Here is a 22,216-nt window from a genome sequence, read left to right as displayed (position 1 = left end):
CATGGACTCTCTCGGCCCTTGACAGCGAGCGGTCCGACGGCCGACACATCCGGCCCACTACCGTGGATTGTGTTGCTGCGAACGCCGCAGACGGCCTAGAGTCGCAAACCGTCGGCATGCTGCCACGCTGACGAATCGACATAGAGTCCTGGATGCCCAAGGAGGTAAGACGACTTGTGAATGAGTCGACATTTGCTCCCGGGGGTGGTCAGCCAGGACTGGCGGAGCACGCCGCCGGACAGCCGAACGAGGAGCTCACGGCCCGGCAGGCCACGGTGGGTTCGGTGGAGGTCGGCTCGGTCGCGGTCCGCACCTTCGAGGCACGCCAGACCTCCGGCGTCACCGCCACCGCCACCGTCACCGACTACGACGCCGACCTGGCCGCGCACGGCCTGGTCTACGGCGACTTCGCCTACGGCTCGTACGACGACCCGGATGCCGAGTACGAACCCGATCCGGAGTACGCCGCCACCTTGGCCCCTGACGCAGCACGCCAGCGCCGTGAGCGGATCGGCCCCACCGGCCGCCCGCAGCCCTACTTCCCGATCCCCGCGCCGCTGGCCGAGCACGGCCCCGCGCAGATCATCGCGATGTGCAACCAGAAGGGCGGCGTCGGCAAGACCACGTCGACCATCAACCTGGGTGCCGCGCTCGCCGAGTACGGCCGCCGGGTGCTGCTGGTCGACTTCGACCCGCAGGGCGCGCTCTCCGTCGGACTGGGCGTCAACCCGATGGAGCTCGACGTCACGGTCTACAACCTGCTGATGGAGCGGGGCCTGACGGCCGATGAGGTGCTGCTGAAGACCGCCATCCCCGGCATGGACCTGCTGCCCTCCAACATCGACCTCAGCGCCGCCGAGGTGCAGCTGGTCAGCGAGGTGGCCCGGGAGTCCGCGCTGGCACGGGCCTTGAAGCCGCTGCTGCCCGACTACGACTACGTCATCATCGACTGCCAGCCCTCGCTGGGCCTGCTGACGGTCAATGCCCTGACGGCCGCTCACAGCGTGATCGTCCCGCTGGAGTGCGAGTTCTTCGCGCTGCGCGGTGTCGCGCTGCTGACCGAGACCATCGAGAAGGTCTGCGAGCGGCTCAACCCCGAGCTGCGCCTGGACGGCATCCTGGCCACCATGTACGACTCGCGCACCGTGCACAGCCGCGAGGTGCTGGCGAGGGTCGTCGAGGCGTTCGGCGAGCACGTCTTCCACACCGTGATCGGCCGGACCGTCCGCTTCCCGGAGACCACGGTGGCCGGCGAGCCGATCACCACGTACGCGACCAACTCGGTCGGTGCCGCCGCCTACCGCCAGCTCGCCAGGGAGGTGCTCGACCGGTGCCGCCCCGCCGAGTGAGTCTCCCGGGGGCCGACGAGCTGTTCCGGACCACGGGCGGGATGGCGCTGTCGCCCTCCCTCGCCCGCCCGGCCGAGGCGCCCAGAACGGAGACCGCCCGCGCGGCCGAGTCCGGCACCGGGCCGGGGCCGGCGGACGCCCCGGGTCAGACGCCCCCCGGCCGCCTTGAGCAGCCGCGGACGGCCGCCGAGAACGCCGCGGGCGTCCCGCAGCAGGCACCGGGGCGGCAGCCGCAGGGGCCGGCCCAGGGCGAGGAGCAGACGGGGGAGGCCGCCCGGCGGGCCCGCTCCCGCAGCCGGGCCGCACGGCGGCCCACCGGACGCGAGCGGCACGACGAGAAGATCACCGTGTACGTGTCCGCCGAGGAGCTCATGGACCTGGAGCACGCCCGGCTGGTCCTGCGCGGCGAGCACGGGCTGGCGGTGGACCGCGGCCGAGTCGTCCGGGAGGCCATCTCGGTCGTCCTGGCCGACCTGGAGCAGCGCGGTGAGGCGAGCATCCTGGTACGGCGGCTGCGCGGCCGCTGAGGCCCGGCCCTGCCAGGGCCCGGAACCACGCTACGGGCCGTGAGCCCCTGGGCGCGAGGGACCGCCCGCCCGGCCACCGCGAAGGTGCGGGGCCCGCCGGGCACGCCGTCGACCGGACCGACTCCTGGACCCCGGGGGCGTTCACCACGTGCCTGCGGCGCCGGGGAGCCGGGGTGGGCGAAGATGGACCGTCATGTCGAGCACCGTTGAACCTGCAGGGGCCGACCGGCCCGCCGCCGAGGCCGGCGGGGCACGGGCCGGGTTCCTGGTGCGGCTGGACAACTTCGAGGGCCCGTTCGACCTGCTGCTCAGCCTGATCGCCAAGCACCGGATGGACGTCACCGAGGTGGCGCTCTCCCGGGTCACCGACGAGTTCGTCGCGCACATCCGGGCGATGGGCCCCGACTGGGACCTGGACGCGGCGACCGAGTTCCTGGTGGTCGCGGCCACCCTGCTGGACCTCAAGGCGGCCAGGCTGCTGCCCGCCGCCGAGGTCGACGACGAGGAGGACCTCGCGCTGCTGGAGGCCCGCGACCTGCTCTTCGCCCGGCTGCTCCAGTACCGCGCGTACAAACAGGTGGCGGCGGTCCTCGGCGACCGCTGGGAGAGCGAGCTGCGCCGGCGGGCCCGCAGCGTGGGCCTGGAGCCGCGCCACGCCGGGCTGCTGCCCGAGGTGGTGCTCGGCATCGGTGCCGAGCGCTTCGCGCAGCTGGCGGCCAAGGCGATGGCGCCCAGGCCGGCGCCGGTGGTCTACGTGGACCACATCCACACCCCGCCGGTCAGCGTGCGCGAGCAGGCGGGCCGGGTGGTGGACCGGCTCACCGCGCTCGGTTCGGCGACGTTCGAGCAGCTGGTGGCGGACGCCGAGTCCACCCTGGTGGTGGTCGCCCGCTTCCTGGCCCTGCTGGAGCTGTACCGGGAGCGGGCGCTGGACTTCGAGCAGCCCCGGGCACTGGGCGAGCTGCTGGTGCGCTGGGTCGCCGAGCCGGACCGGCCGGTCGAGGTCACGGACGAGTTCGACCGCCCGCCGGGGGCACAGGACCGGGACACCGCCCGGGAGGCGGCCCGGGAGACGGTCGAGGAGGGTGCGGCATCGTGACGGAGCAGCCGGACGGAGACGGGCGGCCGAAGCCGCTCAGGCGGGCGCTGGGCGTCCCGGGGCAGCACCGGGCGCGGGAGCTCCAGGACTGCGCCCACGGTCCGCTGGAACCCGCCTGCGACCTCGGGGGACGCCCTGCCGGCCCGGGGGCGCTGCCGGCCGGTGCGGACGGTGCGGCCGGGGAGCCGCCGGTGACCGGCGACGGCGTGCCGGTGCGGGCCGCGCTGGAGGCGATCCTGCTGGTGGTGGACGAGCCCGCCACCGAGGCGCACCTGGCCGAGGTGCTGGAGCGTCCGCGCGCCGAGGTGGCCGCCGTACTGCGCGAGCTGTCCGCCGAGTACACCGCCCAGGGCCGCGGCTTCGACCTGCGGCCGGTGGCCGGGGGCTGGCGTTTCTACACCCGGACCGAGTGCTCTCCCGCCGTGGACCGCTACGTCCTGGACGGCCGGCAGTCGCGGCTGACCCAGGCCGCGCTGGAGACGCTGGCGGTGGTCGCGTACCGGCAACCGGTGTCGCGCAGCCGGGTCTCCGCGGTACGCGGTGTGAACTGTGACGGCGTGATGCGTACCCTGGTACAGCGAGGACTGGTGGAAGAGACCGGATCCGAGCCCGAAACAGGTGCGATCCTGTATCGGACGACGAACTACTTCCTGGAACGGATGGGGCTTCGCGGCCTGGACGAGCTGCCGGAGCTCGCACCCTTCCTGCCCGAGGTCGACGACGTGGAAGCGGAGTCCCTCGAAGGCACGATGATCGCGGAGGCGGTCGCCGCCGCGCGTGCGGTGGGCGGCGGAGACGAGGCCGGTCAGGCTCGTGTCTGATCGGGCAGGGGGCGGTGAGGTCGGCCGAAACGACTTGCACACTCCCCAGACGGATACGACGTACGGACATTTTGATGCGTAGCAGTGGCAACGGCAGGAACAGCGGCGGCGGTGGCGGCGGCCAGAGCCGTGGTGGACAGGGCGGGGGCCGGGGCGGCTCGTACGGCGGCTCCCGGGGCGGCTCGTCCTACGGCGGCGGCAGCGGCAGCGGCGGCGGAGGCCGTGGCGGCCAGGCCGGCGGGCGGGGCGGTTCGTCGTCCTCGCGCGGCGGTGGTTCGTACGGCCGTGACGGCGGTTCGTACGGCGGCGGTTCGTCGTCCTCGCGCGGTGGCGGTTCGTACGGCCGTGACGGTGGTTCGTACGGCGGCGGTTCGTCGTCCTCGCGCGGCGGCGGTTCGTACGGGCGTGACGGTGGTTCGTACGGGCGTGACGACCGGCGGCAGGGGTCGGGCAAGGGCCAGCCGCGTCCGGAGGAGCGCCGCTACGACCGGCCCGAGTACGGCGGCGGCCCCAACGCCACGCCGGGCCGCAGCAGCTTCGGCTCCCGGAAGCCCTCGCCGGCCCCGCGGCCGCGCCGTGAGGGCCAGGGCGCCCCGGGCGACCCGCGCCGTCAGCCGCAGCGCTCGCGCGAGCTGCAGGCCCGGATCGAGGACGCGGTGCTGGCCCGGCACGACAAGCCGGCCGTGAAGCTGCCCAAGACCTTCGGCGAGCCCGAGGGCGAGCGGCTGCAGAAGGTGCTGGCGCGGGCCGGTATCGGCAGCCGTCGGGCCTGCGAGGAGCTGATCGAGCAGGGCCGGGTCGAGGTCAACGGCCTGCTGGTCACCGAGCAGGGCAAGCGGGTGGACCCCGAGAAGGACGAGATCAAGGTGGACGGCCTGACCGTCGCCACCCAGTCGTACCTGTTCTTCGCGCTCAACAAGCCGGCCGGTGTGGTCTCCACGATGGAGGACCCGGACGGCCGCCAGTGCCTGGGCGACTACGTGACCAACCGGGAGACCCGGCTGTTCCACGTCGGCCGCCTCGACACCGAGACCGAGGGCATCATCCTGCTCACCAACCACGGTGAGCTGGCCCACCGCCTGACCCACCCCCGCTACGGCGTCACCAAGACCTACCTGGCGGCCATCCAGGGTCCGATCCCGCGCGACCTGGGCAAGCAGCTCGCGCAGGGCATCGAGCTGGAGGACGGCTACGCCCGTGCCGACAGCTTCAAGGTGGTCTCGAACGTCGGCAAGAACTACCTGGTCGAGGTCACCCTGCACGAGGGCCGCAAGCACATCGTGCGGCGGATGCTCGCCGAGGCGGGCTTCCCGGTGGAGAAGCTGGTCCGGACCCACTTCGGCCCGATCGCCCTGGGCGACCAGAAGTCGGGCTGGCTGCGCCGTCTGACCAACCCGGAGGTCGGCCAGCTGATGCGCGAGGTCGGTCTGTGAGCATCGGTGTTACCGGTCCGTAGGACCTGGTGATGAGGGCCTCCCCGCCGAACGGCGGGGAGGCCCTCTGCTGTCCTGGGGGGACGGGGTGTGAGCCTGGCCGCACCGGGTTCCCCCCAGCTTGTCAGCCGCTCGATCCGTGGCGCACGATTGCCAACAACTGGTGCCCGGCCGGATGGCGGGAGTGCGCCACCCGGGGTGAGGTCGTGGGGGAAGGAACGTCGTGCTCGACGCATTCGGAGTGCTCGGTCTTGGTCGGCCGGACGGACAGCTGTACGCGGCGCTGGTGGCCGCGCCCCAGTCCACCGCCGAGGAGCTCGCCGACCAGTGCGGACTGACGCTGCAACAGTGCCGGGCGGCCCTCGACCGGCTGGCCGAGCAGGGCATGGTGACCCGCGGCCCGGTCGACCGCGAGCGTTACCTGGCCGTCGCCCCCGACGTCGCCATCGGCACGCTGATCGGCCACCGCGAGGCGCAGCTGCGCGGCGCCCGCGCCGAGATGCACCGGCTGATGGACGCCTTCCGGGAGGCCAGCCGCTTCACCGACCCCGCCCACTCGGTCGAGGTGCTGACCGGCGGTGAGGCCATCGCCCAGCGGCTGGAACACCTGGTCGGGACCGCCCAGTACCAGGTGCGCGGCTTCGACTGCCCGCCCTACATCCAGGACCCGGTGGCCGCCCTGCCCCGGCAGCGCCAGCGGCTCAAGGCCGGGCTGAAGTTCCGCGCGATCTACGACAAGGAGGCCGTGGCCTGGCCCGGGCGGCTGGAGAAGGACATCCTGCCCGGTGTCGCGGACGGCGAGGAGTGCAAGGTCCGGCCGGTGCTGCCGATGAAGATGATGATGGCGGACGACCGGATGGCGATCATCCCGATCAGCGTCGGCGACGCTGTTTTGGACGCCGCGTACGTGGTCCATCCGTCCGCCCTGCTCCAGGGCCTGGACGCGCTCTTCGAGGCGGAGTGGGAACGGGCGGTCCCGCTGCAGGCGGCGATCGGCACCGGGAGCGAGGGGTCGGGCCCCGAGGAGGACCACCGCAAGCTGCTCGGCCTGCTCGCGGCCGGGCTCACCGACGAGTCGATCGCCCGGTCGCTCGGCTGGAGTGCCAGGACCACCCAGCGGCGGTTGCAGACGCTGATGCGGCAGCTCGGCGCGACCACCAGGTTCCAGGCCGGGATGGCGGCCCGGGAACGCGGCTGGCTGTAGGCCCGGTCGGTGCTCCTCGGGGCGGCGCCCGGCGCCCCCGCGCGGGGCCGCCGCGCGGCGGAGTTCAGCTCCAGGGCCGGAGGGCGTTCCAGCGGCCGTCCGGGCCGCGTTCGACCTTCTCCAGCCCGACCACCGCGGTCCGGTTGAGGCGCCCGTAGATGTGCGGGAACAGCACGCCCGGGGTCGCACCCGGCGGTGGTGCGCCGTGCGGCGCCTCCCACTTCACCATCGGCTCCACCAGGCTCTCCTCGATCAGCAGGGCCATCAGCGGCTCCGGAGCCTCCTGGTAGAAGGCGTTGGCGACGGCCAGCGTGGTCTGCTCGTCGGCCGAGCAGTGGATGAAACCGTCGGTCAGCAGGGAGGTGGTGGCGTACGGCCGCCCAGGGTCGCGGAGCCAGTCGTCCAGGGGTGCGAGGTGGTAGATCATGTGTCTTTTTTACCGTATTTGTACCGGAGTTGACGGTTCTGTGCGGTGCCGGTCGGGACCGGTCAGATCCCGGCCACCCTGGCCGCCGCCGACACCTCGTACACCAGGGTGACGGTCCGTCGGCCACCCGGTGGCAGCGGCACGTCCCAGCGGACGACACCCTCGGCGTCCAGCTCGTCCGGCGCCGGGGAGCACGCCTCCTTGCGCAGCCGCACCTCCACCGCCGCGACCTCCGAGACCGGGATCCGCTCGCGCACCGCGACCACCTGCTCCGCCTGCTCCTCGGGCGCGGAGAAGCGGGACAGGTGCAGCCGGACCGTACGGGTCAGCACCGTGCGCTGGGCCAGCGCGGTACTGCCCCGGCTCTCCTCGGTCTCCCGGACCACCCGGTAGCCGTCCGAGCTGCCGAAGGACAGCTCGGCGGTCGCGCCTGCGGCGGTGAAGCGCAGTTCCGCGCGGCCGGTGAACCCGCCGTCCCTGACCAGGTCCACCGGGCCCGCCAGCAGTGCGTGCCCGGCGCCGTTGCGGAACCTGACCACCTCGGTGACCAGCGGGGACAGCTCGGGCGCGCAGGCGTACTCACTGCTCACGGAGGTGCTGAAGGCGGTGAGCGGCACCCGGTGCGGGCGGCCGTCGCCGGGCACCGAGGCGGGCTCGGGAGCGCGCAGGACACGCACCTCGCCGCCGTCGTCCACCCCCGGGAGACCGTCCACCGCGGCCGGTCCGGTACTGCCGATCTCCTCCTCGCGCAGCTCGACGTCCACCGTGCGGCGCTCCTGGGCCGACCTGTCGCGCAGCGCCAGCACGTCCTCGACCAGCCGCGGCGGCTCGCCCGCCAGGGCGGAACGGGCGGTGGAGAGGGTCAGCCGGACCTGCGACCAGTCCTCGCCGGTGCGCTGCCAGACGACCGCCTCCGTCTCCAGCAGCAGAGCGCCGTCGTTTAGCGTCGCCCGGTAGGCCGGCCGCCACAGGGCGCACGGCGCGAGGTGGGAGAGCGTCAGCCGGTGCGTCCCCGGCTCGGCCGCCTCGACCGTCAGCTCCACGTACCCGAGCAGCTCGGCGGGCTCCTCCTCGGCGTCGTCCAGCGCCAGCTGGGCCTGCCGCACCTCCTCCTCGACGGTCCGCAACCGGGACCGCACCGCCCGCAGCTGCTCCCCGTACGACTCGCGCTCGGCGTCCACCCGGTCCAACTCGCGCCCCCAGCGGACCCGTTCGATCTCGCCGTGGCCGGCGCCCTCGCCGATCTCGCGCAGCAGGTCGGCGGCTAGCTGGGCGAGCAGGGCCAGCCGGGCCTCCAGCCGGCGGCGGCGGGCCTCCTCGGAGAGCTGCTCCTGCTCCAGCAGGTGGACCCGGCGGCGCAGCTCGGAGTCGGCCTCGGTGGGTGCGAGCGGGGCACGCGGCGTCCAGGAGCGGACGACCCGGGCGTCCAGGACCCGGCCCGCGCCGAGCCGCTCGCCCGCCAGGTCGGCCCGCAGCGAGCGGTCGACGGCCAGCGCGGTGATCGGGCCCAGGCGCAGCCGCTGGATGCCCGGGTGCAGGTCGAGGGTGGTGGTCCGGACCACCAGGGCGCGGTCCTCAAGACAGGTGACGGCCGTGACCGGGAGCGGATGGACCGGGGCGGAGGGGGTAGCGGGCGGGGTGGTCATGGGTCAGTTCCTCCGGTTTCCGCCGAGGATGGCCTTGCCGGCCGGGATTCGGATCTCGTAGCCGCCGTCCAGCTCGGCCGTGCCGTCGGCGGGCAGCTCCACCCGCCACAGGCGGGTGCTCGGCGGGTGGGTGTCCGAGGGCTCGGCCCCGGCCGCCTCCCGGGGGTACTGCTCCCCGGGCGCCGTCCAGCCGGGTCGTTCCTCGATCCGGATCTCGGCGTCGGCGGTGACCGGGACGCGTTCGCGCACCTCCACCGTGACCGGGTGGCCGAGCCGGTTGGCCAGCTCCACGTGGACCCGGTGGTCGAGCACGGTGACGTTGTTCCGCAGCCCCGCCGTGGACTCGCGCAGCTCCGTACGGCGGGCCACCCGGATGCCCTCCGCCACGCCCAGCCCGACCCGGCGGGTGTCCCCGGGCGCCAGCGTCGGCAGCGCCGCGGTGAGCAGGAACTCGCCGTCCACGCTCACCTCGACCGGACCCGCCAGCAGTGGCCGGGCGGTGGGATTGGTCAGCAGCAGGGTGGCGTAGACCGTCTCCTCGACCGAGGGCACGCAGACGTACTCGGTCCGCAGCCCGACCGGGACCTCGGCGATCGTGACGGTGTGCCACCAGCGGCCGGTGGACGGGATGTCCACGGGCGCGGCGGCGTCGTAGCGGTAGGCGAACGACCCGGCCGACCGGTGGGGCGGGACCGCGTGCTCGGGCAGCGCCGCCGCGGCGGCCGCCTGGGCGGCACGCCGGCCCGGGGCCCGGTCCGGGGCGGGGGCCGCCAGCAGCCGGCCGCGGGTGGCGGGCGGGGCCTGTGGGCCCTGCAGGGCGAGCGTGGCGTAGTCGAGCCACTCGGGAGCGGGGTGGGGCGGTGCGGGTTCGGCGGGCTGTGTGAGCTGAGCCGGTTCCGCGGGTTCGGTGGGTGCGCCGGGCGTGCTGCCGGGCGCTGCGGCTGCGGCTGCGGCTGCGGCCGGGACCGGAGCGGGTGGCGGGGCGGCCATCCGCATGCGTGGGGCCATCGCGGGGGCCGGCGCGGGGGGTGGGCCCCCCAGGGCCGGGCCGGCGGGGCCGCCGGCGGCGGGGCCGCTCGGTGGGGGTGGTGCGATCCCGTACGCGACGGGGGCGCCGTACGGGGGCGGTGTGCCGGGTGCGCTGCCGGGTGCTGCGGGGGCCTGGGGGACGGCTGCGCCCGCGCCCCCGTCGCCGTGGCCGTGGAAGCGGTCGGCGGCGGACGCCTCGTCCGGCACGCCGAGCAGACCGCCCGCGCCGGGTGCCAGCGGACCGCGCGGTGCAGGTGCGCTGCGGGTCGGGTCGGGGGCGGCTGCGCCGAACGTCCGGCCGTGCCTGGTCTGCGGGCGGGGGCCCGCCGCGTCGTAGCCCGCGAACAGCTCGGCCAGCCCGGCTGGCGCCGCCCGCCAGCCCGAGGGGGCGGGGGCGGGCTGACGGCGTCCGATCCGCACCGAGCGCAGCTGCGGCAGATCGGTACGGCGGGTCAGGTCGGCGGTGGACAGCGCCAGCCGTACCCCCGTCCAGTCCTCACCGCTCAGCTGGAGGACGGAGGCGCGCAGCACGAGGGATCCGTCGCCGCCGTCGCCGTGACGGTGGCTCAGCCGGTACGACGGCACCCAGAACGCGGCCTGGACGCCGTACTCCACCTCGATCTCGACGTCCCGTCCGCTGCCGTCGCCGCCGGTGAGGGTCAGTGCGACGACGGCGCTGGTCTCGACCGGGTGGGCGGGCTCGGCGGTGGAGGCGTGTCCGAGGGCCTCCAGGGCGACGGCGAGATCGTGCTCCGCCAGCCGGACCTCGTCGGCGAGGACCAGGGCGCGGGCGTCCAGGGCGGTGAGCCGCTCGTCGACGAAGTCCGCCAGTTCGAGCCAGGCGTCGGCGGGTGTGCGGCGGTGCGGCTGCTCGCCGGCGTACGGGGGTTCCCCCGGCCGGGGTGCGGCGGAGGGCGGGACCGCGCGCAGGGCGGCGATCTCCTCGAAGCGGGCGCGCAGCCCGGCGTAGCGCTCGCGGGCGGCCTCCAGCGATTCCTCGGCCTGTTCGACCCGTCGGCGCAGTTCGGGCAGGTCCTGCGGGTCGCGCAGTTCGGCGGCCGCCTCCAGCCGGGCTTCGGTGACCCGCCAGGTGCTCCCGCCGACGACCCGGGCGCGCAGCAGGGTGCCGTCGAGGGTCCGGGGCAGTCCGGTCAGCCGTACCCGGCCGTCCGGCGGCACGGTGCCGCGGGCCCGGCGCAGGCAGAGCGCACCCGAGGCGTAGACCACCACCGATTCGAGCACCGATCCCCAGCCCCGCGCCGCGACCTGCCCGGCGTTCTGAACCACCTCAGCTGCCACCCCGCCCACCCTTCGTCCGAGCCGTCCCCCGGCGGCCCAGTCTGCCCCGGGGACAGCAGGGTGTCAGGGGATTTCCCGGGCGCGCCGCCGAGCTCGACTTTCGACGTTCTGACAGGTCTGGGTGATCATGCGGCGCTGGCTGCGGTCCATGCCTGCTGGACGGCGCGGTTTTCCTGATCGGTGGGCTGGTAGGGGCGGATGGGCAGAAATCGGGCCTGCCGCTTGAACAGCGTGTCGTCCACCGCGACGGTCGACACCCCGTCCTCGGGCGGCAGGCGGCGAACGATCAGGTGGGACAGGGCGATGCCCGGGAGGTCCGGTTTCCAGGGTGCGCGGGAGAAGAAGGCGTGGGCGCGGTCATGGGACCAGGTGCGCGTCAATCCCGCGCCGGCGAGCATCCCGGTCACCGTGCACCGTCCGGTTTGCGCGATCAGCCCCGTGACCAGGGCGGCGAAGGTGCGAAACGTCGGCGTGGTGAAGTGGCCCCGTACGAATTCCAACACGGTGAACAGGGAAGCGGGTACGGTCGGATCCGGAGGCATCGGTGGGTCCCTCACCGCAGGCGACGCGAACACCGCCGATGCTTCGCTGCTGTCTCCACCCCGCGTGGCCTGATGACGTCACATCACCCACCCGAGCGACCCCCACGGCGATCGACGAAAACGTCGAAAGCCGAGTGCCGAGGCGGGGCGGCGGATCGGCCGCCGGTCCTGCCGGTGGGTGCCCACGGCCGAGTGCCGCACTGCGCGGTGGGGACTTTCGGCAGAGCCTGGGACGGTTCACCGCACCAGGGCGGCCAGCGGCCTCTGGACGATGGCCTGCGAGCGCCCTGGCCGCGCGACGCCCCGGGCCTCCGGTTCCGCTGCTCAGCCGTTACGCAGCTCCAGGGTGCAGCACTTGACGCTGCCTCCGGCCTTGAGGAGTTCGGACAGGTCGACGCCGATCGGCTCGTAGCCGCGCTGCCTCAGCTCGCCGATCAGATGGACCGCCGACTGGGGCAGCAGTACGTGGCGGCCGTCGGAGAACGCGTTCAGGCCAAAGACGAGAGCGTCCTCCTCGGTCGCGAGGAGCGCGTTGGGGAACAGTTCCCGGAGCACCTTCCGGCTGCTCTCCGAGAAGGCCTCCGGGTAGTACATCACTTCGTCGTCCGAGAGCACCGCAAGGGCGGTGTCCAGGTGATAGAAGCGTGGGTCCACCAGGTTCAGAGAGATCACCGGGACTCCGAAGAAGTCCTGGGCCTCGGCGTGGGAACGGCGGTCGGTGCGGAATCCCGTACCCGCCAGCAGTGTGCGGCCGGCGAGCAGGTAGTCGCCTTCGCCCTCGTTCACGTGCTCCGGCCAGTAGATGTCCCCGAAGCCGTTGTCCCGGAACCACGCGAGGTAGGCCGGGCCCTCGGCCGTGCGCTCGAAGCTTCGGAAGCGAGCGCCGAACACCTGGCCGTCCACCACGGTGGCGCCGTTGGCGGCGAACACCATGTCGGGCAGCCCGGGGATCGGATCGACCGTCTCCACGACGTGCCCGAGATCGCGGTACAGATCGCGGAGTCTCTCCCACTGGGCCAGTGCCAGAGAGCCGTCGGTGGGCTTCTCGGGGGCCATCCACGGGTTGATCGAATAGGTGACGTCGAAGTGGTGGGGAGCGCACATCAGCAGGCGTCGCTGTGTTGCCGTGCGAGTCACTGCTTCCCCTGTCCTGGCGTACCCGTAATCGGTGCTGCCGGTACTCGGCGACACGGAAATCTCCTTGCATTCAGCAGACCTGCGGCCGGAGGCGGCGGAATTCCGAGACCTCCGGCCGATTGCGCACGGAAAGCCGAGGTCAGTTGCCCTGCATGGCGGCGACGAGGCTCTTCGGGCGCATGTCGGTCCAGGACTTCTCGGTGAATTCGAGGCACTCCTCGCGACCGGCCTCGCCGAAGGCTATGTCCCAGCCCTCTGGCACCTCGGCGAAGGCCGGCCAGAGCGAGTGCTGCCCTTCTGCGTTGACCAGGACGAAGTAGGTGGCGTTGGGGTCCTCGAACGGGTTCGACATTCTTGGTTCCTCTGTCTGGATTGTGTGTGGCTTCGAATGGAGAGGGAGATTCCGCTGAGCCGGTCCGGCCGAACTCATGCGACTGATTTCGGCAGGGCTCAGCCCCTGGTGGTGCGGCCGAGACTGGAGAGGAGGTCGCCGACGAGAGCCTGGGTCTCGTCCAGGAGATAGAAGTGGCCGCCCTCGAAAGGCAGTACGCGGAAATCCGAGTGCGTCACCTCGGCCCAGGCTTTCGCGGAATCGCGGTCCACGTCCGCGTCCTGTTTTCCATAGTAGGCAGTGACAGGGGCGTTCACCACGGCGCCGGCCCTTGTCGCCGTGTACGCCTCGATCAGCCGGTAGTCGGCACGGATCGCCGGTAGAACCAATTCGCGCAGCTCCGCGTCGTCGAAGGCCTGGGCGTTCGTGCCGCCCAACTCGCGGAGTTCATCTATGAGTTGGGCCTCACCAGCCTCGGAGAGCGGGCGAATCTGCTCCCGCCCGGGCCCCGAGCGGCCGGATACGAAGAGGGCCGACAGGGAGAATCCGCACTCTTTCTGCAGGCGCAGTGAGACCTCGTAGGCGACGGATGCGCCCATGCTGTGGCCGAAGAACGCCAGTGGTGCATCGAGCAGACCAGAGCATTCACGGACTATCTGCTCGACAAGCTCGTCCATCGTCTCGGCGAAAGGTTCGAGGAACCGATCCTCACGGCCGGGGTAGCGGACTGCGAGGAGCTCCACACCGGGCGGCATGAGCCGGCCCCAGGGGTGGAAGAAGCTCGCCAGGCCTCCGGCATGGGGAAAGCAGATCAATCGCATCTGCGGATTCGGGCACTGCCGCACTTTCCGGAACCACCGGCCGACCCGCATGTCGTCCTGGCTGCGCATACCACTCTTCCTCAAGTTGCACCGGATCGCCGCTCTGGATGATTCCCGTACCGGTATCCGGTTTGCTCTCGTCGAACGGTCCGGAATGATCTGACCTGTTGCCGGAGAGAGTCAGGTGCAGAGCTGTACTCGAAATTCCGGTGAGCCGGACCGTTCGGGAGCGAGGCGGTAAGTCCCGAATCGGGGTGCTGATTCGCGCCGCCACTCGAGGAAGCCTGCGCCAGAGAATCCGATCAAGATGATCACGACTTCGATGATGCTTCCATGCGTCTCCTCCGGGTGTCAATGGGCCTGTCGTGTCCGGGGACCGGGCATCCCGGCGGAGAAGATCTTCGGGAGTCATGCCCCCCTGGGCTCCGTGCGTGTCCGGTCGGGGGCCGCCTGCCCCGGCGCGGCCCGGCTCGCCGTTCGGCTGCGGCCCGGCTCCGCCCGCAAGCATGGTCCGAGCACCTGCGACCGCGATCCGCCGAGCCTCCGCCGACAGCCTCCGGAGGCCACTCATCGCCGTACGTGCCCACCTGGCCAGCCGATATGACGCAGCGTCACAATTCAAACCGGTCGTCGTAGTGAGTGCTTACGATGGGTCCGCTCTTCGTGCCCGGACAGGACTCGGCACAAGGGCTGCAGGACCAGTCAGGCGATACGGGGGAGGCAGTATCCATGGCAAATCGTGTTGATGACGCATATTCAGGATGTGTGGACGGCAGGACCGGACTGTCCGGGCCACTACCCGAGCCCCATACCAGGACGATGCCGGTCGGCTCACTCCTACCTGGTGATTCCCCCAGGCTTCTGGGGCCGGACGAGCGGCATGTCGAAACCCTCGCGCAGGTCGACGGGCCACTGCCGCCGATCCTGGTCCACTGGCCGTCCATGAAGGTCATCGACGGCCAGCACCGCCTGCTCGCGGCGCGGTTGCGGGGCGACCAGGAGATTGAGGTGAGCTTTTTCGACGGCGACGCGGAGGCTGCATTCGTGATCGCCGTCGAGGCCAACAGGGCCCATGGCCTGCCCTTGACGCAAGCGGACCGCACCGCTGCCGCGAGCCGCATCCTCAAGGCGCATCCCTACTGGTCCGACCGCGCGATCGCCGCCGCCGCGGGGCTCTCCGCCGTGACGGTGAGTGGGATCCGGCAGAGGGAGTCTGCCGGATCCCCGCTGGAGGCGCGGATCGGGCGTGACGGGAAGGTGCGCCCGCTCAGCGCGGCGGAGGGGCGCCGACTGGCCGGCAAGCTGATAGCCGAGCAACCCGGCGCCTCCCTGCGGGAGATCGCCAAGGTCGCGGGTATCGCTCCGGCCACCGTGCGAGATGTCCGCGACCGGATGCGCCGCGGCCAGGACCCTGTCCCCCCGAAGCAGCGGGCGACGGAGAGTCTTCCGAAGCTGCGGACGGAGGAGGCCGTGCCGAGGCAGTGCGTCATGAGAATGGCCCAGAGCGGGCAGCGGCACGGCGTGGTGCGAAGTCGGCTTGCGCCGCCCGGCACCGACGCGGTCACCCGGCCCACGGATATCGTGGAGAGGCTCCGCCGCGACCCGTCGCTCCGCTTCAATGAGGCCCGCCGCTCGCTGCTGCGCTGGCTCGGCTCGCAGGCGACCGGCAGTCAGCAGTGGAACGAGTTTCTGGAACAGGTTCCGCCCCATGCGGCGAAGGCCATAGCGGAGTTCGCGCGAGCGTGCGCACAGCACTGGAATTCGTTCGCCGAGGAGCTGGAAAGCCGAACGGACTGAGACCGGCGCCTGTTCAACTGTTCGTTCCGGACAGTTGAACAGGCCTCGTGAGCCTGGCTCCACCGCGAGCCGGCTCACCGGTGCCTGCCTAGGAAGCCCCGGACACCAGGCCGTGCCCCGGCGGTACGGCTGCCGGATCGGTGCCGGCCTCCAGGACACGGTTGGCTTCGTCGACGAAGACGACGCTGGGTTCCAGCTTGCGGGCCTCAGCGTCGTCGACCGTCGCGTACGAGATGATGATCACCAGGTCACCTTCGTGGACAAGTCGGGCCGCGGCGCCGTTGATCCCGATGATGCCGCTGCCGCGCGGCCCGGCGATGACGTAGGTCTCCAGGCGGGCGCCGTTGTTGATGTCCACGATGTGGACCAGCTCGCCCGCTATCAGGTCGGCGGCCTCCATCAGGTCCTCGTCCACGGTCACCGAGCCCACGTAGTGCAGGTTGCACTGGGTCACGGTGGCTCGGTGGATCTTCGATTTCAGCATGGTGCGCTGCATGGTTCGTCCTCTCGGGTCACACGGTGGTGGCGTTACGGAGCGAGGTCGCCAGGCTGATCGGACGCCGCTCGTTCGATCATGGTGGCGAGTTCTTGCTGCCAGCTCCCGTCGCTCCGGCGGAAGCTGTCGATCACTTTGGTCACAGTCTCGGGAGGCTGCTCCTGGCTGAGCTTGAACATGCTGTCGACGCTCTGGATCTCGATCTCGAACCCGCGGACTCCGGGCAGCAGGCGTTCGAAGTACTCGAGCGACCCGCTCATGTCCCAGCCCGTGCCGACCTCCCGCTCGAAGGTGCGCACGGTGGCTTGCACGATCTTCCTGAGGTCATCGGGGTCGTCGATCAGCCGCAGTGCGCCGTGGACGTGAACGGAAGTGAAGTCCCAGGTCGGGGCAGCGGGAGCCTTCTCGTAAACCGTCGGGGACACATAGGAGTTGGGCCCCTGGAAGACGAGTAGGGCGTGACCGGCCTCGACCAGCGCTTCCCAGTGGGGATTGAGCAGGTTCAGGTGCCCGAGGATCCGCCGGCCGACGAGGTCGTCCCCGGAGGCGTGCGACCCGTCCGACTCCTCGGCGAGGAGTACGGGAACGTGTGTGGCCCAGGGGTGCTGTGGCCCGTTGGTGACCAGCAAGGCCAACGGGTTGGAACGGATCAGTTCGAGTGTCCAGGACGCGTCCTGCGGCCGGTACTGCTCAGGAACGTACATTGCTGAAGCCTTTCGACGTTGCTCGTTCGGTCCGCCCGGGATCCGTGCCCCGGGAGCGTCCGGCCACGGACTCGACGATCTCGCCGGCCCTGACGGCTGTGGTCGACAGCAGCGAGGAGGACAGGCCGTGCGTGTGCTCGGTGCCGCCCTGCAGGTAGATCCCGCACTCCACCGAACTCTCGGTCACCACCTGGTGGTCCCGCTGGACGCGCAGGAGACCGGAGGAGTCGTGCTTGCAGAGGTCGGCCATCCCGCCGAGCACCGCGAGCGGATCCATCGGCCGGTAGCCGGTCGCGAAGACCACCAGATCGGTGTCGAGGTCGACGAGCTCGCCGGTGGTCAGATGCTCCAGCCGGAGCCGGACCCGGTCGGGCTCGGACGTAACCTGCTTCACCGCCGTCATATGGCGGATGTGCAGGCGCGGCACGCCGCGGACGGACTCTCGGTAGATCCGGCCGTACAGGTCCTCGATGACCTCGATATCGACCACCGAGTAGTTTGTGTTTGCGTGGTACTGGAAGAACTTCTCCTGCACGTGCGGTGGTGCGGAGAAGAATTCGTCGACGGCCGCTGGGTCGAAAACACGGTTGGCGAAGGGCGAGTCATCGGCAGGGCTGTAGCCGTAGCGAGAGAAAACCGCGTGGACATCGGCGTTCGGAAAGCTCTCGTGAAGGTGTCCGGCTATCTCGGCGGCGCTCTGCCCCGCGCCGACGACCGTACACACCGACGGATCCCCCGGGAACTCCGCCAGTCGGTTGAGGAAGTCCGAGCTGTGCCACAGGCGATCCGTGCTCTCCAGTCCGGGCGGCAGGGTGGGAACAATGCCGCTGGCAATCACCAGGTTGCGGGTCCGGTGCACGACCACCATGTCGGTATTGCCGAGTTCGCGTGAGACCACATCCAGGTAGACGACCCTGCCGTCCTCCTCGACGGGGCGTACCTCGACCACCTCCGTGCCGTAATGAACGAGTTCCGTGAACTGCGCGGCCACCCATTCCAGGTAGTCATGGAACTCTATGCGCAGCGGAAAGAGCGTCTTGTGGTTGATGAACTGGACCAGCCGGTCGCGCTCGTGCAGATACGTCAGAAAGGTGAACCGACTGCGCGGATTCCGCATTGTGGCCAGGTCCTTGAGAAAACTGACCTGCATCGTCGCCTGGTCGAGCAGCATTCCCTTGTGCCATTCGAAGGTCCGCTTGCGCTCGACGAACCTGGCACGCAGCGGGGCGTCCGGGGTGGCCGCGTTGTGTTCGTCGACCGCTACCGCCAAGGCCAGATTGGAGGGCCCGAAACCGACTCCCAAAATATCGAAAACTGGACCACTGTACGTCGTTTTCGGTTGCATGTGGTGTTCTCATCCCGTTCTTGGGGGCTGCCGTGCGCGGGAATTCAATTCCAGAGTTCCCCGTCGGAAAGACATCTCCGCACATGTTCAGGGTGGGCGTCAAGAAGGCCTCTCTATGCGGTGACGGCCAGGTCTGTACAGTTGAACGGAATCTTTGCGGTTGAACAGGCGCTTCTTGACACAGTCCCGGCCGCTGGTGAAGATCATCGAACGTTGCTGTTCTGGGATGCATGTCGCCTGGGGCGCGCACGATCCGTAGTCCAAGCTTCCAATTAAAGGTCTTGAACCGGCGGGTGGTCATCAGGATCGCCGTCGGTCTGTTCGGCCTGCTCGCATTACCGACCCGAGTCATTTCCGGTTCAGGCTTGAGATCAGTCAGTGAATCTCGGATTCCGCGCCTGGACGCTCGTCGCCTCTCCCGTGGAGTCTTCATGACCACCTCTGACAAGCGGTTCGCTGAGACCCTCCACTCCGGTGCCGATGGGGGCGTCCCCGTGCCTCCTCACGGACAGGACCGGCTGCTGTCCGACTGGGGCCGGAACCGGCGGGACGACATCGACGATGCCACCGTGCCGCAGTTGTTCGAGGCCCAGGTCGAGGCGACTCCACAGGATCTCGCGCTCGAGGACGGCGACCGCTCCTTCACCTACGCCGAGCTCAACGCGCAGGCCAACCGGATCGCTCATTGGCTCATCTCGCGCGGTATCGCTCCGGGCCAGCTGGTCGGTGTGGCCCTCCCTCGCTGTGCCGAGCAGATCGCCGCGATCCTGGGCGTCACGAAGGCGGGCGCCGCCTATCTGCCCGTCGACCCGGGATACCCGGCCGAGCGCATCGACTTCATGCTCGCCGACGCGAAGCCGGCCCTCCTGCTGACCACGGCCGCCCTCGCCGCGAGTCTGCCCGGCACCGGCAGTGAGAGCGTCTGCGTCGAAGTGCTCTCCGGGCTACTGGACGGGCAGGCCACCGGCAATCCCACCGATACGGACCGTCTCGCACCGCTCGTCGTCGAAGACCTTGCGTACACGATCTACACTTCCGGTTCCACCGGTCGGCCCAAGGGCGTCACCGTCACCCACACCGGGCTGGCCAGTCTCACCACCGCGTTGATCGACCGCTGCACGGTGGGCCCCGGCAGCCGGATCCTGCAGCTCGCCTCGCTCGGATTCGACGCCTCCGTCTCGGAGATCTTCCTTGCGCTGACGTCCGGCGCCGCTCTCGTCCTGACCGACGCCGACAGCCTGGCCGGCCACGAGCTCATGCGGATGATGGCTGACCGGCGGATCACCCATGCCTTCATCACCGCCTCGGTGCTGGAGACGCTCCCCGCCGGGAGTGAGTCGGCCCTGTCCGAACTGGGCACCCTGACCATGATCGGTGAGGCGGTCCCGCCGGAGCTGGTGGAGCGCTGGTCCCCGGGCCGTCGGATGGTCAACGCGTACGGGCCGACGGAATGCACCGTGTACGCAACGGCGAGTGGACTCCTGAAGAACCGTCAGGTACCGATCGGGCGACCCCTGTTCAACGCGCGGGTGTATGTCCTGGATGCCCGTCTCCGGCCGGTCGTCCCGGGCGAGGACGGTGAGCTCTACATCGCCGGCAAGGGCGTGGCCCGTGGCTACCTCAACCGGCCCGGTCTGAGCGCCGAGCGGTTCGTCGCGGATCCGTTCGGTGGGCCAGGCGAGCGGATGTACCGCACGGGTGACCTGGTGCGCTGGAACCGTGATGGTGAGCTGGAGTACCTGGGCCGCAGCGACGACCAGGTGAAGATCCGCGGGTTCCGGATCGAGCCCGGCGAGATCGAGGCCGTGCTGCAGCAGCAGCCCGGTGTCTCCCAGGCCGTGGTCATTGCCCGCCGGGACCAGCCCGGTGGCACCCGCCTGGTGGCATACGCGGTGCCGACGGCGGTCGACGGCTTCTCCTCGGAGCGGATCCGGGAGCAGCTTCGGGACGTTCTGCCCGACTACATGGTTCCCTCCGTGGTCGTCCGGCTGGACCGGATGCCGATGACTCCGAACGGGAAGATCGACCGCAGGGCCCTGCCCGCACCCGACTACACCCTGGCGGGCACCGGGCGCGCTCCGCGCACTCTGCAGGAAGAGATCCTCTGCACGGCGTTCGCCGAGATCCTGGGTGTGCCCGGGGTGGGGATCGACGACAGCTTCTTCGAGCTGGGCGGTCACTCGCTGCTGGCCACCCGTCTGATCAGCCGTATCCGCACGGCACTGGGCGTGGAGCTCCCACTGCGGACGGTGTTCGACGCGCCGACCGCGGAGCAGCTCGCCCGTCGGCTGGCCGACCACGTCGGCGAGCTGCGCCCCGCACTTGAGCCGGTGGCCCGGCCGCAGGTGCTGCCGCTGTCCTACGCCCAGGAGCGGCTGTGGTTCCTGCACCAGCTGGAAGGCCCTTCCGCCACCTACAACATCGCACTCGCCCTGCGGCTCGCCGGTGACCTGGACCGGCAGGCGCTGCAGGACGCCCTCAACGAAGTCGTCGCACGCCACGAGGCCCTGCGCACCGTTTTCAAGGATGTTGACGGCCACCCAGGCCAGCACATCCTCACCCCCGACCAGGCCCGCACCGAGCTGTACGTCCGGCAGGTCGTTCAGACCGATCTCACGCAGACGATGAACCGGGCCGCGCGTCACGAGTTCGATCTGTCCGGCCAAGTCCCTTTCCGTGCCGAGCTGTTGACCGTCAGCCCGGCGGAGTCGGTGCTGATGCTGGTGCTGCACCACATCGCCGGTGACGGCTGGTCGCTGGCCCCGCTGGCCCGTGACCTGATCGCCGCCTACACCGCGCGCCTGACCGGCGCCGAGCCCGACTGGCCGCAGCTGCCGGTGCAGTACGCCGACTACACGCTCTGGCAGCGTGACCTGCTGGGTGACGACACCGATCCGCAGAGCCCGTTCACCCGCCAGTACGAGTACTGGGCCGAGCAGTTGGCCGGTCTGCCGGAGCAGGTCACCGTTCCCACCGACCGTCCCCGCCCGGCCGTCGCCGGCTACGTCGGTGACGTCAACCCCTTCGGTATCGACGCGGACCTGCACCGGGACCTCGCCGAGCTGGCCCGTTCCACCGGCAGCACCATGTACATGGTGCTGCAGGCCTCCATGGCCGCTCTGATGACCCGCCTCGGCGCCGGGACCGACATCCCGATCGGCAGCGGCGTGGCAGGGCGTACCGACGAGAACCTCGACGACCTGGTCGGCTTCTTCGTCAACACGTTCGTGCTGCGGACCGACACGGCGGGCAACCCGGCCTTCACCGACCTGCTCGCGCAGGTCCGCCGGACCAGCCTGGAGGCCTACGCCCACCAGGACGTCCCCTTCCAGTACCTGGTGGAGAAGCTCAACCCGCTGCGCTCCGCCGCGCACCACCCGCTCTTCCAGGTCGCGCTCATCCTCCAGAACAACGAAGAGGCTCACTTCGACCTGCCCGGCCTGCAGGCGGATTCCGAGACCTGGCCCACCGGTACAGCACGCTTCGACGCGTTCATCAGCATGTACGAGAGCCACGACTCCGATGGCATGCCCATGGGCATGTCCGGCACGGTCGAGTTCGCGACGGACCTCTACGACCGGGCCACGATCGAGACGCTGATCGAACGGTGGACGCAGTTGCTGCGGGCCGTGACCGCCGACCCGTCCCGGCCGATCGGATCGCTGGATGTCCTCACCGGCGGTGAGGAAGGGCAGCTCCGGAACTGGGCGACCACGTCGCGGCCCGAGATCAAGGACTCGACGCTGCCTGAGCTGTTCGAGGCGCAGGTGCAGGCTGCGCCGTCTGCTCTGGCTGTGGACGGGGGTGAGGTGTTGTGGACGTATGCGGAGTTGAACGCGCGGGCGAACCGGATTGCGCACTGGTTGATCTCGCGGGGTGTCGGTGCTGAGGATCTTGTGGGTGTGGTGCTGCCGCGTGGTGCCGAGCAGGTCGCGGTGGTCCTGGGGATTGTGAAGGCGGGTGCCGGTTATCTGCCGGTGGATCCGGATTACCCGGCCGAGCGGATCTCGTACATGCTCGCCGACGCTGCTCCCGCCCTGCTCCTCACCAGCGGGGAGCTGGTGCAGGAGCTGCCGGGCGGGCTGGCTGTCGACGAGTTGGCCGAGGTCTGGGCGGGGCAGCCCGTCACTGATCCGACGGATGCGGATCGGGTTGTTCCGCTGACGGCGGCGAACACGGCTTACACGATCTACACGTCGGGTTCCACGG

18 protein-coding genes are annotated in these 22,216 nt (G+C 70.8%); 8 read left to right on the top strand and 10 right to left on the bottom strand.

Annotated features, from left to right (window positions below):
- The first annotated feature begins 176 nt into the window (after positions 1-176).
- The 6 genes from ACFC1R_RS30325 (at position 177) to ACFC1R_RS30300 (ending at position 6,433) form a co-directional block, all read left to right on the top strand.
- On the top strand, positions 177-1,349 hold the full coding sequence (locus tag ACFC1R_RS30325) for a ParA family protein (protein WP_375944016.1): 1,173 nt from the start codon (positions 177-179) through the stop codon (positions 1,347-1,349).
- Positions 1,350-1,390: 41 nt separating this feature from the next.
- Positions 1,391-1,876: a hypothetical protein gene (locus ACFC1R_RS30320; RefSeq protein ID WP_375944048.1), complete on the top strand. Its 486-nt coding sequence runs from the start codon at positions 1,391-1,393 to the stop codon at positions 1,874-1,876.
- Positions 1,877-2,069: 193 nt separating this feature from the next.
- Positions 2,070-2,975, top strand: a complete 906-nt coding sequence (locus ACFC1R_RS30315; RefSeq protein ID WP_375944014.1) for a segregation and condensation protein A — start codon at positions 2,070-2,072, stop codon at positions 2,973-2,975.
- 104 nt (positions 2,976-3,079) lie between these two features.
- Positions 3,080-3,796, top strand: coding sequence for an SMC-Scp complex subunit ScpB (scpB, locus tag ACFC1R_RS30310; protein ID WP_375944046.1), 717 nt, complete (start codon positions 3,080-3,082; stop codon positions 3,794-3,796).
- A 74-nt stretch (positions 3,797-3,870) separates the two neighbouring features.
- Complete coding sequence (locus ACFC1R_RS30305; protein WP_375944012.1) at positions 3,871-5,229, top strand: pseudouridine synthase; 1,359 nt, start codon at positions 3,871-3,873, stop codon at positions 5,227-5,229.
- A 223-nt stretch (positions 5,230-5,452) separates the two neighbouring features.
- Positions 5,453-6,433: a winged helix-turn-helix transcriptional regulator gene (locus tag ACFC1R_RS30300; protein ID WP_375944010.1), complete on the top strand. Its 981-nt coding sequence runs from the start codon at positions 5,453-5,455 to the stop codon at positions 6,431-6,433.
- Between the two features lie 64 nt (positions 6,434-6,497).
- On the opposite strand, the gene ACFC1R_RS30295 is transcribed toward ACFC1R_RS30300, so the two are convergent.
- The 7 genes from ACFC1R_RS30295 to ACFC1R_RS30265 all read right to left on the bottom strand — a co-directional run bounded on the left by ACFC1R_RS30295 (position 6,498) and on the right by ACFC1R_RS30265 (position 13,734).
- Positions 6,498-6,860, bottom strand: a complete 363-nt coding sequence (locus ACFC1R_RS30295) for a DUF952 domain-containing protein (RefSeq protein ID WP_375944008.1) — start codon at positions 6,858-6,860, stop codon at positions 6,498-6,500.
- 62 nt (positions 6,861-6,922) lie between these two features.
- The gene (locus tag ACFC1R_RS30290) at positions 6,923-8,506 is read right to left on the bottom strand and encodes a mucoidy inhibitor MuiA family protein (protein ID WP_375944006.1); all 1,584 of its coding nucleotides are present in this window, start codon (positions 8,504-8,506) and stop codon (positions 6,923-6,925) included.
- Between the two features lie 3 nt (positions 8,507-8,509).
- Complete coding sequence (locus tag ACFC1R_RS30285) at positions 8,510-10,834, bottom strand: DUF4139 domain-containing protein (protein ID WP_375944004.1); 2,325 nt, start codon at positions 10,832-10,834, stop codon at positions 8,510-8,512.
- 125 nt (positions 10,835-10,959) lie between these two features.
- Positions 10,960-11,337 carry a transposase gene (locus ACFC1R_RS30280; RefSeq protein WP_375944002.1) on the bottom strand — a complete coding sequence of 126 codons (378 nt, stop codon included), beginning with the start codon at positions 11,335-11,337 and terminating at the stop codon, positions 10,960-10,962.
- A gap of 363 nt (positions 11,338-11,700) precedes the next feature.
- On the bottom strand, positions 11,701-12,513 hold the full coding sequence (gene ddaH, locus ACFC1R_RS30275) for a dimethylargininase (protein ID WP_375944000.1): 813 nt from the start codon (positions 12,511-12,513) through the stop codon (positions 11,701-11,703).
- 139 nt (positions 12,514-12,652) lie between these two features.
- Positions 12,653-12,865 carry an MbtH family protein gene (locus tag ACFC1R_RS30270; RefSeq protein ID WP_375943998.1) on the bottom strand — a complete coding sequence of 71 codons (213 nt, stop codon included), beginning with the start codon at positions 12,863-12,865 and terminating at the stop codon, positions 12,653-12,655.
- Between the two features lie 98 nt (positions 12,866-12,963).
- A complete protein-coding gene (locus tag ACFC1R_RS30265; protein WP_375943996.1) occupies positions 12,964-13,734 on the bottom strand; it encodes a thioesterase II family protein in 771 nt (256 codons plus the stop codon).
- An 873-nt stretch (positions 13,735-14,607) separates the two neighbouring features.
- Here ACFC1R_RS30265 and ACFC1R_RS30260 point away from each other — a divergent pair.
- Complete coding sequence (locus ACFC1R_RS30260) at positions 14,608-15,462, top strand: hypothetical protein (protein ID WP_375943994.1); 855 nt, start codon at positions 14,608-14,610, stop codon at positions 15,460-15,462.
- A gap of 88 nt (positions 15,463-15,550) precedes the next feature.
- On the opposite strand, the gene panD is transcribed toward ACFC1R_RS30260, so the two are convergent.
- The 3 genes from panD to ACFC1R_RS30245 are packed head-to-tail and all read right to left on the bottom strand — an operon-like array spanning position 15,551 to position 18,007.
- Positions 15,551-15,958, bottom strand: coding sequence for an aspartate 1-decarboxylase (gene panD / locus ACFC1R_RS30255; protein ID WP_375943992.1), 408 nt, complete (start codon positions 15,956-15,958; stop codon positions 15,551-15,553).
- A gap of 32 nt (positions 15,959-15,990) precedes the next feature.
- On the bottom strand, positions 15,991-16,662 hold the full coding sequence (locus tag ACFC1R_RS30250) for an FMN-binding negative transcriptional regulator (protein ID WP_375943990.1): 672 nt from the start codon (positions 16,660-16,662) through the stop codon (positions 15,991-15,993).
- Positions 16,649-18,007 carry a lysine N(6)-hydroxylase/L-ornithine N(5)-oxygenase family protein gene (locus tag ACFC1R_RS30245; protein WP_375943988.1) on the bottom strand — a complete coding sequence of 453 codons (1,359 nt, stop codon included), beginning with the start codon at positions 18,005-18,007 and terminating at the stop codon, positions 16,649-16,651. The genes ACFC1R_RS30250 and ACFC1R_RS30245 overlap by 14 nt, the downstream gene beginning before the upstream one ends.
- A 431-nt stretch (positions 18,008-18,438) precedes the next feature.
- Here ACFC1R_RS30245 and ACFC1R_RS30240 point away from each other — a divergent pair.
- A partial coding sequence (locus tag ACFC1R_RS30240) for an amino acid adenylation domain-containing protein (protein ID WP_375943986.1) occupies positions 18,439-22,216 on the top strand: 3,778 nt, incomplete at its 3' end.

The organism is Kitasatospora sp. NPDC056138 (assembly GCF_042264695.1).
Taxonomy (GTDB): Bacteria; Actinomycetota; Actinomycetes; order Streptomycetales; family Streptomycetaceae; genus Kitasatospora.
The sequence above is the reverse complement of the archived record's forward strand: the minus strand, read 5'-3'. Positions and strand labels throughout refer to the sequence as shown.

Bases quoted from the DNA above. Each gene is read 5' to 3' on its own strand.
- ACFC1R_RS30320 (WP_375944048.1), top strand. From the start codon at position 1,391: ATGGCGCTGTCGCCCTCCCTCGCCCGCCCGGCCGAGGCGCCCAGAACG.
- ACFC1R_RS30315 (WP_375944014.1), top strand. From the start codon at position 2,070: ATGTCGAGCACCGTTGAACCTGCAGGGGCCGACCGGCCCGCCGCCGAG.
- ACFC1R_RS30305 (WP_375944012.1), top strand. From the start codon at position 3,871: ATGCGTAGCAGTGGCAACGGCAGGAACAGCGGCGGCGGTGGCGGCGGC.
- ACFC1R_RS30295 (WP_375944008.1), bottom strand. From the start codon at position 6,860: ATGATCTACCACCTCGCACCCCTGGACGACTGGCTCCGCGACCCTGGG.
- ACFC1R_RS30290 (WP_375944006.1), bottom strand. From the start codon at position 8,506: ATGACCACCCCGCCCGCTACCCCCTCCGCCCCGGTCCATCCGCTCCCG.
- ACFC1R_RS30270 (WP_375943998.1), bottom strand. From the start codon at position 12,865: ATGTCGAACCCGTTCGAGGACCCCAACGCCACCTACTTCGTCCTGGTC.
- ACFC1R_RS30265 (WP_375943996.1), bottom strand. From the start codon at position 13,734: ATGCGCAGCCAGGACGACATGCGGGTCGGCCGGTGGTTCCGGAAAGTG.
- ACFC1R_RS30260 (WP_375943994.1), top strand. From the start codon at position 14,608: ATGAAGGTCATCGACGGCCAGCACCGCCTGCTCGCGGCGCGGTTGCGG.
- panD (WP_375943992.1), bottom strand. From the start codon at position 15,958: ATGCAGCGCACCATGCTGAAATCGAAGATCCACCGAGCCACCGTGACC.
- ACFC1R_RS30250 (WP_375943990.1), bottom strand. From the start codon at position 16,662: ATGTACGTTCCTGAGCAGTACCGGCCGCAGGACGCGTCCTGGACACTC.
- ACFC1R_RS30245 (WP_375943988.1), bottom strand. From the start codon at position 18,007: ATGCAACCGAAAACGACGTACAGTGGTCCAGTTTTCGATATTTTGGGA.